18 protein-coding genes and 1 tRNA gene are annotated in these 17,105 nt (G+C 66.8%); 9 read left to right on the forward strand and 10 right to left on the reverse strand.

The window, feature by feature from the left end:
- Positions 1-191 precede the first annotated feature (191 nt).
- A complete protein-coding gene (locus tag HDC95_RS12880) occupies positions 192-746 on the reverse strand; it encodes a MarR family winged helix-turn-helix transcriptional regulator (protein ID WP_259063967.1) in 555 nt (184 codons plus the stop codon).
- Between the two features lie 87 nt (positions 747-833).
- On the opposite strand from HDC95_RS12880, the gene HDC95_RS12885 reads away from it, so the two are divergent.
- A complete protein-coding gene (locus HDC95_RS12885) occupies positions 834-1,553 on the forward strand; it encodes a MarR family winged helix-turn-helix transcriptional regulator (protein ID WP_259063968.1) in 720 nt (239 codons plus the stop codon).
- Positions 1,554-1,609: 56 nt separating this feature from the next.
- Here the strand turns inward: HDC95_RS12885 and HDC95_RS12890 are convergent, their stop codons facing one another.
- Both HDC95_RS12890 and HDC95_RS12895 read right to left on the reverse strand, forming a co-directional pair.
- Positions 1,610-2,041 (reverse strand): PRC-barrel domain-containing protein, encoded by a 432-nt coding sequence (locus tag HDC95_RS12890; RefSeq protein ID WP_259063969.1) that lies wholly within the window; start codon positions 2,039-2,041, stop codon positions 1,610-1,612.
- Between the two features lie 148 nt (positions 2,042-2,189).
- Positions 2,190-2,843, reverse strand: coding sequence for a TetR family transcriptional regulator C-terminal domain-containing protein (locus HDC95_RS12895; protein ID WP_259063970.1), 654 nt, complete (start codon positions 2,841-2,843; stop codon positions 2,190-2,192).
- Between the two features lie 91 nt (positions 2,844-2,934).
- Here HDC95_RS12895 and HDC95_RS12900 point away from each other — a divergent pair, with 91 nt between their 5' ends.
- Positions 2,935-3,837, forward strand: coding sequence for an alpha/beta fold hydrolase (locus HDC95_RS12900; protein ID WP_259063973.1), 903 nt, complete (start codon positions 2,935-2,937; stop codon positions 3,835-3,837).
- Here HDC95_RS12900 and HDC95_RS12905 read toward each other — a convergent pair.
- The 4 genes from HDC95_RS12905 to HDC95_RS12920 form a co-directional block, all read right to left on the reverse strand.
- The gene (locus HDC95_RS12905; protein ID WP_259063974.1) at positions 3,816-4,481 is read right to left on the reverse strand and encodes a hypothetical protein; all 666 of its coding nucleotides are present in this window, start codon (positions 4,479-4,481) and stop codon (positions 3,816-3,818) included. The two genes, HDC95_RS12900 and HDC95_RS12905, sit on opposite strands and share 22 nt — an antisense overlap.
- Positions 4,482-4,541: 60 nt before the next feature.
- A complete protein-coding gene (gene dcd, locus HDC95_RS12910; RefSeq protein ID WP_259063975.1) occupies positions 4,542-5,147 on the reverse strand; it encodes a dCTP deaminase in 606 nt (201 codons plus the stop codon).
- An 89-nt stretch (positions 5,148-5,236) separates the two neighbouring features.
- The gene (locus tag HDC95_RS12915) at positions 5,237-6,274 is read right to left on the reverse strand and encodes a zinc-dependent alcohol dehydrogenase family protein (RefSeq protein ID WP_396652709.1); all 1,038 of its coding nucleotides are present in this window, start codon (positions 6,272-6,274) and stop codon (positions 5,237-5,239) included.
- 53 nt (positions 6,275-6,327) lie between these two features.
- Positions 6,328-7,005: a GAP family protein gene (locus HDC95_RS12920; RefSeq protein ID WP_259063977.1), complete on the reverse strand. Its 678-nt coding sequence runs from the start codon at positions 7,003-7,005 to the stop codon at positions 6,328-6,330.
- Between the two features lie 124 nt (positions 7,006-7,129).
- Between HDC95_RS12920 and HDC95_RS12925 the strand changes: the two genes are divergently transcribed.
- Positions 7,130-7,200 (forward strand) — tRNA-Gly (locus tag HDC95_RS12925).
- A gap of 151 nt (positions 7,201-7,351) precedes the next feature.
- Here the strand turns inward: HDC95_RS12925 and HDC95_RS12930 are convergent.
- Positions 7,352-7,663, reverse strand: a complete 312-nt coding sequence (locus tag HDC95_RS12930; protein ID WP_259063978.1) for a hypothetical protein — start codon at positions 7,661-7,663, stop codon at positions 7,352-7,354.
- A 151-nt stretch (positions 7,664-7,814) separates the two neighbouring features.
- Here HDC95_RS12930 and HDC95_RS12935 point away from each other — a divergent pair, with 151 nt between their 5' ends.
- Positions 7,815-9,242 carry an MFS transporter gene (locus tag HDC95_RS12935; protein ID WP_259063979.1) on the forward strand — a complete coding sequence of 476 codons (1,428 nt, stop codon included), beginning with the start codon at positions 7,815-7,817 and terminating at the stop codon, positions 9,240-9,242.
- 59 nt (positions 9,243-9,301) lie between these two features.
- Here HDC95_RS12935 and HDC95_RS12940 read toward each other — a convergent pair whose 3' ends face one another.
- Positions 9,302-10,081 carry an alpha/beta fold hydrolase gene (locus HDC95_RS12940; RefSeq protein ID WP_259063980.1) on the reverse strand — a complete coding sequence of 260 codons (780 nt, stop codon included), beginning with the start codon at positions 10,079-10,081 and terminating at the stop codon, positions 9,302-9,304.
- 126 nt (positions 10,082-10,207) lie between these two features.
- Here HDC95_RS12940 and HDC95_RS12945 point away from each other — a divergent pair, with 126 nt between their 5' ends.
- The gene (locus HDC95_RS12945; RefSeq protein ID WP_259063981.1) at positions 10,208-11,086 is read left to right on the forward strand and encodes an SMP-30/gluconolactonase/LRE family protein; all 879 of its coding nucleotides are present in this window, start codon (positions 10,208-10,210) and stop codon (positions 11,084-11,086) included.
- A gap of 63 nt (positions 11,087-11,149) precedes the next feature.
- Here the strand turns inward: HDC95_RS12945 and HDC95_RS12950 are convergent, their stop codons facing one another.
- On the reverse strand, positions 11,150-12,754 hold the full coding sequence (locus tag HDC95_RS12950; RefSeq protein ID WP_259063982.1) for a molybdopterin-dependent oxidoreductase: 1,605 nt from the start codon (positions 12,752-12,754) through the stop codon (positions 11,150-11,152).
- Between the two features lie 174 nt (positions 12,755-12,928).
- Here HDC95_RS12950 and HDC95_RS12955 point away from each other — a divergent pair, with 174 nt between their 5' ends.
- The 4 genes from HDC95_RS12955 (at position 12,929) to HDC95_RS12970 (ending at position 17,103) form a co-directional block, all read left to right on the forward strand.
- The gene (locus tag HDC95_RS12955; protein ID WP_259063984.1) at positions 12,929-14,122 is read left to right on the forward strand and encodes a MalY/PatB family protein; all 1,194 of its coding nucleotides are present in this window, start codon (positions 12,929-12,931) and stop codon (positions 14,120-14,122) included.
- Between the two features lie 43 nt (positions 14,123-14,165).
- Positions 14,166-15,257, forward strand: a complete 1,092-nt coding sequence (locus HDC95_RS12960) for a sorbosone dehydrogenase family protein (RefSeq protein WP_259063985.1) — start codon at positions 14,166-14,168, stop codon at positions 15,255-15,257.
- A gap of 110 nt (positions 15,258-15,367) precedes the next feature.
- Positions 15,368-16,294 carry an ABC transporter ATP-binding protein gene (locus tag HDC95_RS12965; protein ID WP_259063986.1) on the forward strand — a complete coding sequence of 309 codons (927 nt, stop codon included), beginning with the start codon at positions 15,368-15,370 and terminating at the stop codon, positions 16,292-16,294.
- Positions 16,291-17,103: an ABC transporter permease gene (locus HDC95_RS12970; RefSeq protein ID WP_259063987.1), complete on the forward strand. Its 813-nt coding sequence runs from the start codon at positions 16,291-16,293 to the stop codon at positions 17,101-17,103. The genes HDC95_RS12965 and HDC95_RS12970 overlap by 4 nt, the downstream gene beginning before the upstream one ends.
- The last annotated feature ends 2 nt before the right edge of the window (positions 17,104-17,105 follow it).

Consider the following 17,105-nt stretch of genomic DNA (forward strand, 5'->3'; position numbering starts at 1 on the left):
GCCGGCGCACACAAGATCAACGAACGCGGCACGAGTACCAGGCGGAAACAACTTGACCATGAAACGCTCCTTCAATCAGAGCGTTGCTCCCACCATATGAATCTGCCCCCGGCGTTGCTCCCACCACTTGACATTGCCCGCCGAGAGACCGGCACTTTCCTCCTTTCAAAGCCTCGGATGCCGTGTGAAGCTCAACTCCCCCAGTTGTCGGCGAGCTTGCTCAGCAGGCGGGCGAGTTCTCGCGCCTCTTCGTCGGTGAAGGGCTCGAGCGCGCGCGCCAGCACCTCGCGCCGCTCCCCGCGCATGCCGCGGGCGATCTTGCGTCCGGCTTCCGTGAGCGCGATGCGCGTGCGACGCGCGTCGTCGGGGTCGGCCTCGCGCTGCACGAGGCCGCGCTGCACTGCTTGCTGCACGAGTCGTGAGGCGCGCGGCTGATCGACGCCGACCGCCTCGCCGAGTGCGCTGACGCTGAGCGGCTCGGATGCTGCGGCCAGCGCCTCCAGCATCCGCATCCAGGCGGGTCCTCCCAGACGCCCGCCCGGTCCGCCAGCCCATGGCGGAGGCACGATTCCGCGGTGGCCATGGGGATGTTCTCCGTGTCCTGGGCCATGACCGTGGTGATCTCCGATGAAGTCACCGCGCACCCCGTGCGGGCCGCCACGCCCGGGTCCGTGCGGTCGCCGCCCGCGCAGGCGCGAGAGAGCCTGCGCGATGATCTCGGCCGGATCCGGATTGTCAGTGCTCACGCATCCGATTTTACATGCATATTGACATGCACTTACATTGCATGTCACACTACATATACATGCATAGTTACAAGCAAAGGATTCCCCATGAACACCATCAACACAGATGAGACTTCCCGCCCGTTCGGATTCTGGCTCAAGGCCGTCGATCGCCTCATGGCGGCTGAATTCGCCTCCGCCTTCGAATCCGAGGGCATCACGCGCCGGGAGTGGCGCCTCCTGAACATCGTCGACGGCTCAGTTCCGGCGGGCCGCCCGAAGAGCGATCACCCGCTGCCCGCCCACAAGCTGGCCCGACTGATCGAACTCGGCTGGGTGACAGATGCCGATGGCACCTGGACCCTGACCGACGACGGCCGCGCCGCCAAGGAGCGCCTCGGCGGCATCGTCGACGGCATCCGCGCGAAGGTCACCGATGCGGTTCCCGCCGAAGACCTCGCCACCACCATGGCCACGCTCGAGCGGCTGGCCCGCACGTTCGGCTGGGACGAGGAGACGCCGCTCCCCCGTGGACGCGGGCGTCGCGGCTTCGGCGATCACGGCTTCGGACATCGCAGCTTCGGACCGCGCGGCTCCGGTCGCCGCGGGCATGGATTCAGGCATCCGTCACAGCGCTTCGACCACGAAGGGTATGAGAGGCACGACGGGCACGGCGCACCCGGCACGAGCGAGCGCGAGGACTGCCACCACGGCGGACCGCACGGCCACCGCGGAGGACACGCGCGTGCTCGTTTCGCACATTTCGCGCAGGGCGCCTACGAGCGCGGCTTCGACGCCGGGTTCACCCGCGGTCGTGACGACCGCTGAGCTCCTGCCGCGAAAGGAGTGCAGGGCGGATGCTTCGGCATCCGCCCTGCGTCGAGTCAGGCTCCGGTGGGTCGGTAATAGGGATAGTCGGGGTAGCTGTAGCCGCCTCCCCAGAACGGGGCGAACCCGTAGTAGCCGAAGACATCGCCGTAGGTGTCGCGCTCGTGGATGAGGGCGGGGTCATACGCCGGCGCACCGGCGACATGCTCGCGGGTCTGATCCAGCCGCACTTCGTCGGCGGTGACGGAGGTGATCGCGTCGACCGGAATGAAGGTCGTGTCCTGCCCGATCCCCAGGAATCCTCCTGAGGCGACCTCGATGAGGCGTACCTTGCGTTCGTTCTCGTCGATGAGGAGCGCCTTCACCTTGCCGAGATCGGCGCCGTCCTTGTCCTTGACATCGCGTCCACGGATGTCATCGTCCGGGTTGGCCACCGTTTCGTCGGTATCGCCGAGTCTGACGAGTGCGTCAGTGCCTGGTGTTTCCATGCTGGTTCTCCTTTGCTCCGTCGGGTGCTCTCTCCACGGTAAGCACGTCGCCGCCGACCTTCTCCCCCCTAGCCAAACGCCTGTCGGAGATGTAGAGAGACGCCCTGACAGCGCACCCCGCGAATGCTTCGGCATCCGCCATCGTCGTCTAGCTGTCGAGCGCGACGACCAGATCCGACGGAGCCCCGGCCGCGATGAGCCGCTCCGTCATCGCCGCCGCGGCGAGCGTGTACGGACGATCGTCGCGCATGAGCAATGAGCGCGAGTTCGCCTCTTCATACAGCGCGATCAGATGGAACGCGAGGAGCTCGGCGCCCGCCTCGTCGACGGTCAGCTCATCCGCTTCGATGGCGTGTGCGATCTGCGCGTCGATGTAGGCATACCAGGCAGAGGTCGCGGATCGGATGGCGTCACTGACCTCGCCCGGCTTGGAATCGACATCGGCCGCCGTCGCGGCGAAGAAACAGCCACCGGGGAAGACTCGATCGCGGGAGTAGATCAGCGCGTGGCGCAGTAATGCGACGAGGCGCGACAGTCCGCGGGGCTCGTCGCGAGCGGGGACGATGATCCGATCGACGAAGATCTCCCTGGCCGCAGCGACCGTGGCGAGCTGCAACCGCTCTTTGCTGCCGAACAATGTGGCGATGCTGCTCTTGCTGCGACCGGAAGACCCGGCCAGTCGCCCGATCGTCAGCCCGTCGAGCCCTTCCACCGAGGCAAGGTCGGTCGCGCTGGACAAGACGACCCGTCGCGTGGCATCGCCGCGAGCACGCCGTCCGTCCTGAATCACTTTCTGCGCCACCCCTTTAGTGTACGCACGATCGTTCGTATACTCTACATACGATCGTACGTATTCATTGGCGCAGGAACTCATCGACCAGGAACGAGGAATCATGTCTGCTTCCGTCACCGCCCTCCGTCGCAGCATCCGCATCTCCGCTGCTCTCTCGCCCACGATCGCGGCGCGACTCGCGCTCAGTGCGTTCTTCCGCCCCGGCCCGAAGATGGCCGTTCATGAGCGGGACTCGGCCACCGATCTCGCCGGACACCGCGAGTTTCTGCGATTGCGCGGTCACGATGTCGCCACCTATCGGTGGGGTGCCGGCGAGCGCACCGTGCTGCTGCTCCACGGCTGGCAAGGACGCGCCTCGCAGCTTGCGCCGTTGGTCCGCGAACTGGTCGCGTCGGGATATCGGGTGGTGTCGTTCGACGCGCCCGCACACGGCGCCTCGGACGGTCGCCGCGCCGACATCACCGATTGGCTCGACGTCACATCACGGCTGTCGCACCGCTACGGCGGATTCGATGCGATCGTCGGGCACTGCTTCGGCGGCCTCGCAGCCTTGGCCGCAGCACGGGATGACGCTGAGGCCCGATCGGTCGCAGTCATCGCCGCCGCAGCGAGTCCCGCGGCCTTTCTGCACGAGTTCAGCGCGATGTTCGGGCTCGACGACTCGACGCGTACGGAGTTCGAGCGGCTCTTCTACGCGCGGCTGGGCGAGACGCCGGCCACCGCGATCGCGCACTACGACGCGGTGGCTCGCCCGCTTCCGAACACGACGGAATTGCTGGTCGCCCACGACCGCGAGGACCGACGGATGCCGGATGCCGACGCGCTTCGTCTTCATGAGGCGCACCGCGGGCGATCGAGGCTCATCCGTACGACCGGTCTCGGGCACACCAGGCTGATCTCAGACGACGCCGTGCTCGACGCGGTAATCGCGATCGTGACCGGCGGCGTTGACGCCGTCGACGCTCTGGATGCTGAACCCGCTCAGATCGGCAGTGCGAGATAGGACGACATCGATTGCGCGACAGACACCGCCTCGGAGGACGACTGCGCAGACGGCGCATTGCCGACGAGGAACCCGATCAGGACGATGGCGCCGATGAGCAGGATCGCCAGTATGGCGAAGATCGTGATCGTCCAACCGCGGTAGCTGTGACCTTCCGTGCCGCCCGCAGCCGGGCTCACGTAGTTCCGGCTCGCTTCGTCGCGAGCAGTCGCGGCGCGTGAAGCGGCAGCGCGTGACTCAGCTTTCTGCGCAGCGGTCGGCGGCACCACCTCCTGCTTGTGGGCGGATGCCGAGGTCCATGTGTCGTCGGGCGCCCAGGTGGTGCGCTTTCGGAGCGCGGGTGCGTCCGCTGCATCCGTCGTGGCGTTCTCGGACGGCGCCGGCGGGATGACTGGCTCCGCGCTGGGAGCCGGTGGCACCGCGCCGAACTTGGGAGGCGGTGGCACCTCGAAGTTCTCGATGGCCGCTTCGGCATCGGGAATCGCGACCGTCTCCGGTGCCGGGACAGCGAATGGCTCTACCCCCGCTTCAGTGGGAGGAACAGGCGCCGGCGGAGGCACGAACGGTTCACCACCCGATACGGGCGCATCGGTCGTGGCATCCTCGTCGGGATCTTGCGGTCCTTCTGTGTTTTCGCCGCTCACGCTCTCGATACTACGTGTGCGTCGGTGATCTGCACCGGGTCAGTCGGCGATCTGCGTGACTCAGCCGCCGAGCGACCCCAGGTCGGTGTTACCGACGTCAGTGCGGTGGAAGTTCTGGAACGAGCGGGATGCCGTCGGTCCGCGCTGCCCCTGATAGCGGTTGCCGTATGGGCCGGAGCCGTAGGGGTTCTCGGCGGGAGAGGTCAGGCGGAAGAAGCAGAGCTGCCCGATCTTCATGCCCGGCCAGAGCTTGATCGGCAGTGTCGCGACATTCGCGAGCTCGAGCGTGACGTGTCCGGTGAAGCCCGGATCGATGAAGCCCGCCGTGGAGTGAGTGATGAGGCCGAGTCGTCCGAGCGACGACTTTCCCTCGAGACGCGCGGCGATGTCGTCGGCGAGGCTGACCTGTTCGAAGGTGGCACCGAGGGCGAATTCACCGGGATGCAGAATGAACGGCTCATCGGGCTTGACCTCGATGAGGCGAGTGAGCTCGGGCTGATCTTCGGCCGGGTCGATGAACGGGTACTTGTGGTTGTCGAACAGCCGGAAGTACCTGTCGAGGCGCACGTCGATGCTGGACGGCTGGATCATCTCCGGCTCGTGCGGAGCCAGGCCGATGCGGCCGGAGGCGAGTTCTGCTCTGATGTCGCGGTCGCTGAGAAGCACGGGTACAGCCTAGTCAACGCACAATCTCGTCAACGCGCGATGGCGCGCCGACTGAGCCCGATCGATGGCCGGGCGTTGCGCGCCCGGCTTCAGCTCACCCGGGCGACGACCATACCCGGCGCAGCCTGCGAACCGTCCATTGCGACGAGGGCGTCGGCGGCGCCCTGCAGATCCACGACGTCGCCGATCAGTCGTTCCGGATGCAGCCTGCCGTCACGGACCAGATCCAGCAACGCCGGATAGTCGACGGCCGGCATGCCGTGCGAGCCGAGCACACGGAGCTCCCAGGCGATCACGCGACCCCACGGGAGCGGGGCCTCCGCGTTCTCGCCGAGCATGAGGCCGACCTGAACGTGCGTGCCTCTGCGGCGCAGGCTCCGGATCGCCGCATGCGCAGTCGCCGGCGAGCCGATCGCGTCCACGGTCACGTGTGCGCCGCCCGCCGTCGCGTGCACGACGGCATCGGCAGGGTCTGATTCCACAGCGTTCACGGTGTGCACGCCACCGAGGGCGCGGGCACGCTCCAGCGCAGCCTCAGAGACGTCGACGGCGGTGACTCGCGCCCCGAGCGCCGTCGCGATCATCACGGTGGAGAGCCCGACACCGCCGCAGCCGAACACCGCCAGTTCAGTGCCCTCTCCGACCTCGCCGTGCGCAGTCACGGCGCGGAATGCCGTCGCAAAACGGCATCCGAGGGACGCCGCGGCGAGCGCGTCGACGCTCTCGGGAAGCGCGACGAGATTGACGTCGGCGGCTCTGACGACGACATACTCCGCAAAGGAGCCCGCATGGGTGAAGCCCGGTTGCGTCTGATCCGGGCAGACGTGCGCGTTGCCGGCGAGACACCAGCTGCATTTCCCGCATCCGTTGACGAACGGGGCCGTCACGCGATCGCCCTGCCCGAAACGCCGAACGCCCGAACCGACCGCCGCGACAACGCCGGCGAACTCGTGACCGGGGATGTGCGGCAACCGCACCGGATCGTGCCCGCGCCAGGCGTGCCAGTCCGAGCGGCAGACGCCTGTCGCCTCGACGCGCACGAGTGCACCGTCGGGCGGGCACTGCGGAACCGGGACCTCACGGACCAGAGGCCGCTCACCGGAGGCGGAGTAGACGACCGCACGCATGTCAGAGGGAAGCATGGTCTCATTCTCGCCTTTGACCACGACCTCGCCTTTGACTACGGCCAGATGATGCCGATGCCCTTGCCCAGCGTCACGAACCCGAGCACGACGAACAGCACACCCATGATCGTGTGGTTCTCGCGGGTGAGCCACGTGTGCAGGGATTCGAGCGGCACGCGCAGACGCTTCGCCGCGAACACGTAGGCGATCACGGGAACCATGACAGTGGATGCCGCGATGAGCGCGAAGACGCCTGTCACGACGACGAGCGCACCGAAGCCGAGGTCTGAAGTGCCGAGGTCGACGCCGACGCTCGTACTCAGGATCACGTTCTTCGGATTCACGACCGAGAGGAACAGCCCGAGGCGGATGCCGCCGCCGAAGTTCAGGGAATCGACCTTCTTCATCCAGCCAGGGAGTTCCGGCGTCTCGTCTCCGTGGGGACGCTTACGCCACTGCTTCACGGCGAGCAGCAGCAGAAGCGCACCGAGCGCGAGCTTGAGGATTCCCGCCCAGACGCTCGGCGCAGAATCGCTGCGTTCCGGAAGGACGGTCGAGATGGCCGTCAAGACCACGATCACCGCGAGGATGCCGACTCCCCACCCGAGCAGGAAGCCGACGCTGCTCGTGCGAGCCCGAGGACTCAGCAGCGTGAGGATCACCACAATGATCGGCAGCGGGCTGATCGCGATGCCGATCGCGAACGGAAGGAGCTCGCCGATGACCGTGCCCATGCAGACCTCTGTTCTCCTCCACGAACGCAGAAGTCAGTCTCCAGCATGGCCTGTCGCGACGGGCTTTGGCCATCCATGCGAGTCCAGGTAGGCTTGCCTTCACCTGTTCTTCATGGGCAGGTACGGGACTGTAGTTCAATGGTAGAACTTCTGCTTCCCAAGCAGATAGCGCGGGTTCGATTCCCGTCAGTCCCTCGGTGTGATGTCTCAGAGCATCGTGAACGACTGAACCGCCGGTATACGGGGGTTCAGTCGTTTTTGCGTTGGTAGTTGTTGCGGATTTGAGGGTGAGTTCGACGATGAGTTCGCCGGCGGCCAGGTCCGCGAGAGCCTGTCAGATGGTTTGTCAAGAACAGACGACAGGGGTGACGCAGCAGGCGTTGGTCGGCGCTGTGGTCACTCGGATGGTGCCCAATGCTCTCCACCACCGCCGAATGCTGACGCTCCACCCGCGCAGCGGAGCCGCCTCCAGCGGAGCCCCGCCCATCATGCGCATTCGCTCCCGTGCTACCCGCTCATATTCCAACTGACGCGTGCGTTCGAGCTCCATCCGCTTGTGGAACTGAAAAGCGAACTCCGGATCCATCGTTGACTCCCCATCTCGGATCTGCAGGATTGACACATCGATGATTATCGATACGTCGATCTTGCTCATCATATTGACGTTCGTCAATGGGGCGAACGGGAAACTATGAAATCCTTATTGACCTCAAGTGGACTTGAGGTATTAGCGTGACGGACGGTAGCCGAAGACCGGCGCCGCGGAGGCACGGTCCTCCGCCTCTCTGATGCCACGAAGGACCGCCCGCATGACGCAGACCGCCCCACAAGACACCGCACCGACTGGCACCTGGCGCGAGCTGCTCGGCAGCCGCTACGCGCCCATCGCGTCTGTTCTTGCCGGCGGGGTATTGCTCGAGGCGAGCAACGTGTATCTGACGACTAGCCTCCTCCCGACGATCGTCGGAGAGATCGGAGGCGCAGAGTTCTACGCCTGGACGATGATGACGTTCCTGCTGGCGTCTGTGGTCAGCGCGATGCTGGTGAGCAGAATTCTCACCCAGCAGGGTGCCGTGCGAGCGTATCTGCTCGCTCTCGGGCTCTTCGCGCTGGGATCACTGCTGTGCGCGGCAAGCCCGTGGATGTCAGCGCTGCTCTTCGGGCGAGCAGTGCAGGGGCTCGGCGGCGGGCTGCTCGCCGGGCTCGGCTACGCACTCCTCCAGCGCGCCCTTCCCGAGCGGCTCTGGGCACGCGGTGCAGCACTGGTGTCAGCGATGTGGGGGGTCGGCAACATCGTCGGGCCTGTCGTCGGCGGTGTGTTCGCGCAGTTGGATGCATGGCGCGGTGTGTTCGTCGGTCTCGCCGTAGTCTCCGGGTTGATCGGCATCGTTGTCGTCCGCTCTCTCCCGCGCACCGCCAGGGCCCGCTCGAGCGCGTCGGTGCCATGGGCGTCGCTCTTGCTCCTCGCGGGCGGCGTCGCGTCGGTAGGCATCGCGAGCGTCGTTCCCACCGGACTCGCCACCGGTGTTTCACTGGCCGTCGGCATCGTACTCGTCGCGTGGTTCCTCCGCCATGAACGTCGCGGCCACAACGGAATCCTCCCCAAGGTCACTTTCGCCCGCGGTTCTTCACTTCGCTGGGTGTACCTGACAGTCGCTGTGCTCGCGTTCGCCATCGGCACGGAGGCATTCATCCCGCTGTTCGGACAGGAGATCGGTGGCCTGATGCCCTTCATCGCCGCGCTCCTCGGGGCGGCGTTCTCGCTCGGATGGTCCGTGACTCAGATCTTCACCGCGAACGCGTCCGGCATCAGATCGCGTCGCGGGCTCATCACCGTCGGGCCCCTGGTCGTGGGCCTGGGCCTCGCCGCATACGGGATACTCCAGCACGAGGGCCCGTCCACGACGGTCATCGTCCTGTGGTTCCTCACGCTGTTTGCCGCCGGCGCGGGGATCGGGCTCGGTTTCCCTCATCTGACCGTCGCCGCGCTCGGAAGCACCAATGGTGAAGAGGAAGGCGCCAAGGCTGCCGCTGCGGTCAACACCGTCTTGCTCATCGCGAGCGCATTCAGCGCAGCTCTCGCGGGACTAATCGTGAACCTCGCCGCGCCGGATCTGGTCGCCTCCGCAAGACTGTTGATGCTCGTCTTCGCCGGCGTCACCGTTCTCGGCATGTTCGCCGCTCGGGGCGCGGCCTCGGGCATCGGCCGCTCGTCCACCGACTCGATCTCCGACTGACCGAAAAGAGCACCGTGACCACGGAGGTCAGGTCGCGGTGCTCCCGGACCGTCTACCAATCACCCAGTGATCCGCGCCGCCACGATCCGTGCGCTCGCCTCAGGATCCATCCGGTGCCCCACCGACTCCGACACCTGCAACAGCTCGGCATCCGGCATCAGTTCCGCGAGGCGGTATGCCGCGTTCGTCAGGATCGGCATCGTCTCCACGCCGCACAGGATGGTCACCGGCATCCGCACTTCGAGCATCTCGCGGGACGGCGTCGACGCGCGCCTGGTCAACAAGGTGTCGTAGATCGTCGAGCGGCCGAGCCGTGCGATCTGGGCGAAAGCGGGCGAAGCGCGGAACTGCTCGATGAACGGCTCCGGCAGTCCGACGGCCTCCCGCTGGAACAGGACGACGGCTTCTTCAGGATGCCCATCGTCGACCAGCACCTGAAGACGGTCTTCGAGATCTGCCGCAGGCTCACCCTCACCGAAGCGGAACGGCGGCTCGGAGAGGAACAAACGCGACATCGGCACGCCCTGACCTGCCGCGAACAGCGCGAGGACCGCCCCCGACGAGTGGCCGATCACAGCAGTGTCAGGTCCGGATGCCGCGACGATCGCGGCAAGATCCTCCACCTCACGCTCCGGCGCTGCGGGGGTGTTGTCACCGCTGTCCCCACGGGCACGCCGGTCGTAGGTGATCGCACGCAGCCCAGCGTCGGCGAACGCACGCGCGATCTCCGCGGCATCCCGCGCGGTCGACAATGCGCCATTGATGATGACGACGGCCGGACCTGCACCGACCTCGTGCATGGCGATGAGTGTTCCGTCTGCAGACGCGATGAGCTCCATCGCTCAAGGCAACACCCGCGCCACGAGCGCGTCAAGTCACGTAGTTTTAGCATGCGCGAGCACCGGACGCCGTCCCCACCCTCGGCCCGCGCGCCGCAGACACCGAATCGAAACAGGAGAGCGTCGATGACGACTGAAACGGACCTGCTCCCCCACGGCTCAGCCGTCGAACGACTCGCCACCGGCGCGACCTGGGCGGAGGGGCCGCTCTGGATCCCCGACGAAGGGGTCCTGCGGTGGAGCGACATCCCGGGTAACCGCATCATGCGTTGGGACGCGGCGACCTCCGATGTGAGCGTTCATCGCAGCGACGTGGAATTCACGAACGGCCGGATGCTGGACCGTGACGGCAGCGTCGTTCAGTGCTCGCACGGCCGGCGACGGCTGGAGCGGGAGATGCCCGACGGGGCAGTCACCGAGATCGTCAGCCACTGGGGTGAGCACCAGCTGAACTCGCCGAATGACGTGGCACTCGCACCGGACGGCTCATACTGGTTCACCGACCCCGACTACGGCATCACTCAGCCGCGCGAGGGTCATCCAGGCATCCGCGAGTACGGCGCCTGTCATGTCTTCCGATGGTCGGATGCCGACGGGCTCACATCCGTGATCGATGACATGGACCGCCCGAACGGGATCGCGTTCTCGCCCGACGGCGGCACCGTCTACGTGACCGACACGGCGACGGCGGCGGGTGACGGCCCAGGTCACTGGATCCGCGCCTACGACGTTCACGGATCTGAGGCGAGCGGTGGCCGATTACTCGCCACGATAGACGAGGGCGTGCCCGACGGCATCGCCGTCGATGTCGAAGGTCGCGTGTGGTCGTCCGCTGGTGACGGCATCCACGTCTTCTCACCGGAGGGCGCGGAACTGCTTTTCATCCCGGTCTCGGAGGTGGTCGCGAACCTCTGCTTCGGTGGCCCCGACGGAACTGACCTCTTCATCACCGCCACGACCAGCCTCTATCGCATCCGCACTTCGACGCGGGAAGCCCGGTTCTGACCCTGCTGATAGCGACCCCTATGCGGCGAGCGCACGCGGGCGACGCCCGACGCCCGACGCACGTCAGGTCACGCGGATGAGCGAACGCTGCCAGCCCGATGAGCCGTTCGGCGCGATCGGCGCGCGCTCCTCGATCTGGAGATCGCCGTTCTTGTTGACGGCGCGAACCGCGACGTAGTGCGTGCCCGGAGTCGCATCCCACTCCATGAACCACTGCACCCAGGTGTCGTCGTTGATGGGTGTGGACAATGTCGCCGGCATCCACTCGCCCTCATCGATGCGCACCTCGACACGCTCGATGCCGACCGACTGAGCCCAGGCCACGCCCGCGATCGGGATGCGCCCGGCCGGCACAGCTTCACCGATGCTCGGGGTGTCCAGGCGGGACGAGAACTTGATCGGCGCCTCGGCGCTGTATCCCCGAGGCGTCCAGTAGGCCTCATCCTGAGCGAAGGTCGTCACCTTGAGTTCGGTGAGCCACTTCGTCGCCGACACGTAGCCGTACAGGCCGGGAACGACCATCCGCACCGGGAAGCCGTGTTCGAGCGGCAGCGGCTCTCCGTTCATCCCGACCGCGAGGATCGCGTCGAGCTCGTCATCCACGAGTGCCGCGAGCGGCGTGCTCGCGGTATATCCGTCGATGCTGCGGGACAGCACCATGTCGGCGCCGGACTTGGCCCCGGCCTTGCGCAGCACATCGCGCAGCGGCACACCGAGCCACATCGCATTGCCCACGAGCTCCCCGCCGACCTCGTTCGATACGCACGTCAGGGTGATCGCGTACTCGTCGACCCCCATGTCGAGGATGTCCTGGAAGCTCAGTTCAACTCGCTGATCGACCATGCCGTCGATGACCAGGCGCCAGCTCTCGGGGTCGATCGTTGGCACGGTGAGCGCGGTATCGACCCGGTAGAAGTCCGCGTTCGGGGTGAAGAGCTCGCTCAGCCCAGGAACATCGAGCTCTGCGCCCGCCGGCACGGTCACCGTGGTGCGCGGCGCCGGAAGCTTGAGTGCCTTGCGGATCGTCTCGACCGATGCCACCGCCATGCTCACGGTGCGGGACGTGATGCCGACGATGATGGCGGATGCTCCGGCGACTGCCGCCAGGACGAAGAACCGTCTCCGGTCGAGCCCGACGCGCGGCTCGTCGACTGCAGCTGGGACCCGCGACTCATCGTCGGCGTCTTCGCGATCCCGTTCCCGGACAGCCGACGCCCGCCATGCTCGCAGACGCCGAACGAGGAGGAGCAGCAGGAACGAGCCGACGACCGTGCCGAGAATCGGCGGCAGGACGGCGAGCGGCGTCACGCCTGCGCGGGTCACGATCGCCGCCGTCGAAAGCCCGCCTGCGACGACCAGCGCGATCACTCCGAGTGGAGGACGCACCAGTTGCAGAACACCGGCGATCGCCGAGGCGATGACCACGGCCAGGCCGAGGCCGGCCAGCAGAACGATCTTGTCGTACTCGCCGAAGGTGGCGATCGCGAGCTCCTTGAAGGGCTGGGGCACGATGTCGATCACGAACCCGCCCACCGCGAGGATGGGGCTGGCCGCACGCGCGAAGATCAGCGCGAACAGCTCAGCGGTGGCGAGGAAGACCGCTCCGCCGATCACGCCGGCGAGCGCTGCCCACGCGATGAATCGTCTGCCAAAGCTGCGTTTTGCCACGGTCTCCTCCAACTCCACCTGTGAAGGTGTGCTCGCACGTTGTTCGGAGCCGGGAAGTAATCGGATGCTTCTGCCCCTGGCCGTCCCCGCACATCAGATCCTGGTTACGCTTGAAAGCGGAGCGGCACAGCCATCGGTCCCGTTCTCCAGGCTCCTATCGAGAGGACGGCGCGGATGTCACCCCAGGACTTCGACGCGATCACGGAAGTCGACCTGCGCCAGGCCGGCAGCATGAAATGGACCATGTTCCCCGACATGATCGGCGCCTTCGTCGCTGAGTTGGACTTCGGCGTCGCCCCCGCCGTGAAGGATGCCGTGAACGAGGCCATGGAGCGCGGGCTGACCGGCTACCTGCCTTCGCGTCTCGCCGACGAGCTCGCGCAGGCGACAGCCGCCTGGTATGCGGATTCCTATGGCTGGGATGTGCCGGCTGAGCGCGTGCATCATGTTCCCGACGTCATCGCGGCGTTCGAGTTCGCGATCGAGCAGTTCACCAGCCCCGGTGCCGCCGTCATCGTCCCGACGCCCGCGTACATGCCGTTCCTGATGGTGCCGCAGATGCATGGCCGCCGGGTCATCGAGGTGCCGAGCATCGAGGTCGACGGCCGCTGGCAGATCGACCACGATGCGGTGACCGCCGCCTTCGCGGACGGCGGCGAGCTGTTCGTCCTTTGCAATCCGCACAATCCGCTCGGCACGGTCTCCACCCGCGAAGAGCTCGAGCGCGTCGCCGACACTGTCGCCGCTGCCGGAGGGCGAGTCTTCTCCGACGAGATCCATGCCCCGCTCGTGTACTCCCCCGCCCGGCACATCCCCTACGCCTCGATCTCCGAAACGGCGGCCGGTCACACGATCACCGCGGCGTCCGCCTCCAAAGCCTGGAACCTCGCTGGCCTCAAGTGCGCGCAGATCATCCTGTCCAATGACGAGGATGCGCTGCTGTGGGAGAGCACCGGCAATTGGGTCGGCCACGGCACATCGACGATCGGCGCGGTTGCCAACGTCGGCGCCTACACCGGCGGCGCTGGCTGGCTGCGGGAGGTCGTCGAGTACCTCGACGGCAACCGCCGGCTGCTCGCCGAACTCGCCGCAGAGCACCTTCCTGGCGTGCGGATGACGACACCGGAGGGCACGTACATCGCCATGCTGGACTTCCGCGCGACCGGTCTCACGGGCGATCTCGGCACCTGGTTCCGCGAGAACGCCGGCGTCGCAATGACCGACGGAGCGGCCTGCGGCGTATCCGCCGTCGGCTTCACCCGCTTCGTCTTCGCGATGCCCCGCCCGTTGATGGTGGAAGCGGTCACGCGGATCGCGGCGGCGCTGTCAGATCGCGCAGCGCTGACATCAGCCGGTTCCGCGCGCTGACCGAAACGCTGAGAGACACCGGCAGAGACGAAGGGCGACCCGCATGACGAAGAAACGCCTCATGAGCCTGATCCCTCTGCTCCTCGCTGCCGCCACGCTCACAGCCTGCACCGGCGCCGACGACGCCGCGACACCGACGCCGTCCGAGATCCCGACCGCATCCGAGACTCCGCCGGTATCCGAGAGCCCGACACCATCCGTCATCGCCGCCGGACTCGACGTCCCGTGGTCCGTGGCGTTTCATGACCCGACTGCGCTGGTGAGCGAGCGGGATTCCGCGCGGATCCTCGAGCTCGACGGCGCGGGAGGCGCTCGTGAGATCGCGGTGATCGAGGGCGTCGCGCCAGGTGGAGAGGGCGGGCTGCTCGGCATCGCCGTTCACGATGATCTTCTGTACGCGTACTACACCGCCGGCGACGAGAATCGCATCGATCGCTTCACACTGACCGGTGAGCCGGGCTCGTTGGGCATCGGCGCCGCCGAGCGAGTGTTCGACGGCATCCCGTCCGCGAGCAATCACAACGGCGGACGCATCGCCTTCGGCCCAGACGGCATGCTGTACGCCACAACGGGCGACGCCGGGAACGGGCAGGACGCGCAGGACCTCAAGAGCCCCGCAGGCAAGATCCTCCGTCTCACACCGGACGGCGGGATTCCGCGGGACAACCCGTTCCCCGACTCGCCCGTGTACAGCTATGGCCATCGCAACGCCCAGGGCATCACCTGGGATGCCGACGGCACCCTCTACGCCAGCGAGTTCGGACAGAACACCTGGGACGAGCTCAACGTTATCGAGCCAGGAGGCAACTACGGCTGGCCCGAGGTCGAGGGTATCGCGGAGCACGACGGCTTCACCGACCCTGTGCAGCAGTGGGCCCCTCAGGACGCCAGCCCGAGCGGCATCGTCGTCGCCGGAGACGTCATCCTCATCGCGAATCTGCGAGGAGCACGCCTTCGCGAGGTTCCGCTTGACGACCTCACGACCTCCACCGAGCATCTGGTCGCCGAGTACGGTCGCCTCCGCGACGTCGTCCTCGCCCCTGACGGATCGACGTGGGTCGTGACGAACAACACCGACGGCCGCGGCGATCCCGGACCGGACGACGATCGGATCATCAGGATCGCCGTCGACTGACCTCGCGCGACCACCTCATCTCTGAATGGGCCCGGGGTGCCACTTGACGACCAGCAGTCGGCACTGCAGGAGGACGCGGAGTCGATCCTCCTCCCCGTAGCGTCGAAGACATGATCACAGCAGAAGGCCTCACGAAGAGGTTCGGCGACAAGACCGCCGTGCAGGACGTCTCATTCACGGTGCAGCCGGGTACCGTCACCGGATTCCTCGGACCGAACGGTGCCGGCAAATCCACCACGATGCGCATGATCGTCGGCCTCGACAAGCCCACCTCGGGCCGGACGACGGTCAACGGCCAGGAGTACCGGCGCCTTCGCGCCCCACTCACCGAAGTCGGGGTGCTGCTCGACGCGAAGGCGGTGCACACCGGCCGCACCGCCAGGAACCACCTGCGCGCAATGGCAGCGACCCACGGCATCCCCACGTCACGCGTCGACGAGGTCATCGATCTCGCCGGGATCGGTTCCGTCGCCCGCAAGCGCGCAGGCAAGTTCTCGCTCGGGATGGGTCAGCGTCTCGGCATCGCCTCGGCGCTGCTCGGCGACCCGCACACCCTCATCCTCGACGAGCCCGTGAACGGCCTCGACCCCGAGGGCGTTCGGTGGGTGCGCCAGTTCGTCCGCTTCGCCGCCTCAGAGGGACGAACGGTGCTGCTGTCCAGCCACCTCATGAGCGAGATGGCGCAGACGGCAGATCACGTGATCGTCATGGGCCGCGGCCGCGTACTGGCGGATGCTCCGCTGAACCAGCTCGTCCGCTCCTGGACCGCCACCACGGTCAGGGTGCGGAGCCCCCGCGTGGCTGATCTGGCATCCGCCGTCGCCGCCGCCGATGTCGAGATCGTCAGTACGAGCCCCGATTCGCTCGAGATCGTCGGGCTCCCGGCATCCCGTATCGGCGACATCGCCGCCGACCGCGGCATCCCGCTGCACGAGCTCACGCCAAGCAACGGCTCACTCGAGGACGCCTATCTCGCGCTCACCGGCGAGTCGGTCGAATACCGCTCCGCCGAATATCCCGCAAAGGAACTCGCATGACCACCACAGCCGCACCGGCGATGCGCTCACAGACAACATCGCCGTACCGCCTCACGTTCGTCCACGCGCTGCGCAGCGAATGGATAAAGCTCTCGACCCTCCGCTCCACGTGGTGGTCGATCGGCATCGCCGCAGCACTGACGATCGGCATCGCCGTACTCGTCGCGGGGGCTGTGAACGTGCCCGGCTTCGAGCCCATCCAGGCGGTCGTGACGCCGTTCCAGTTCACGATGCTGCTCGCCGGCATCATCGGGGCCATCGCCGTGACCGGTGAGTATTCCACGGGAATGATCCGCTCCACGCTCGCTGCCGATCCTGTCCGCGGCTCGGTGCTCGCGGCCAAGGCGATCGTCGTCGCTCTGTTCCTCTTCGTCGCGTCGCTGGTGATCTTCACCCTCGCTGCGCTCGCCGTGATGCCGGTCTTCGCATCGAGGGACGTGGCGTTCCCGGGAGACGATCTGGCCGGTGCGCTCCTGCCGATCGTGGCAGCATCCGTCTCGATGTCCGTGTTCGCATTGATCGGCGTAGCCTTCGGGTTCCTCCTGCGTTCGGGAGCCGGCGCGATCGCGGCGACTGTCGGGCTCCTGTTCGTCCTCCCCATCATCGCGAGCATCTTCGCGATGCCGGTCGAAGGGTGGGAGTGGATCACCGATGTGAGCAATCACCTGCCGATGACGGCCGCGCAGAGCGCGATCCTCCCCCAGGACGACGCTGGCCTGTCTGCCGGTGAGGCGTATCTGACGCTCGCAGCGTGGGTAGCGGCCGGGATGGCATCGGCCTGGGCCGTGCTGCGGACCCGCGACGCGTGAGA

This window comes from Microbacterium sp. AK031 (assembly GCF_024807145.1).
In the GTDB taxonomy this organism is placed as follows: Bacteria; Actinomycetota; Actinomycetes; order Actinomycetales; family Microbacteriaceae; genus Microbacterium.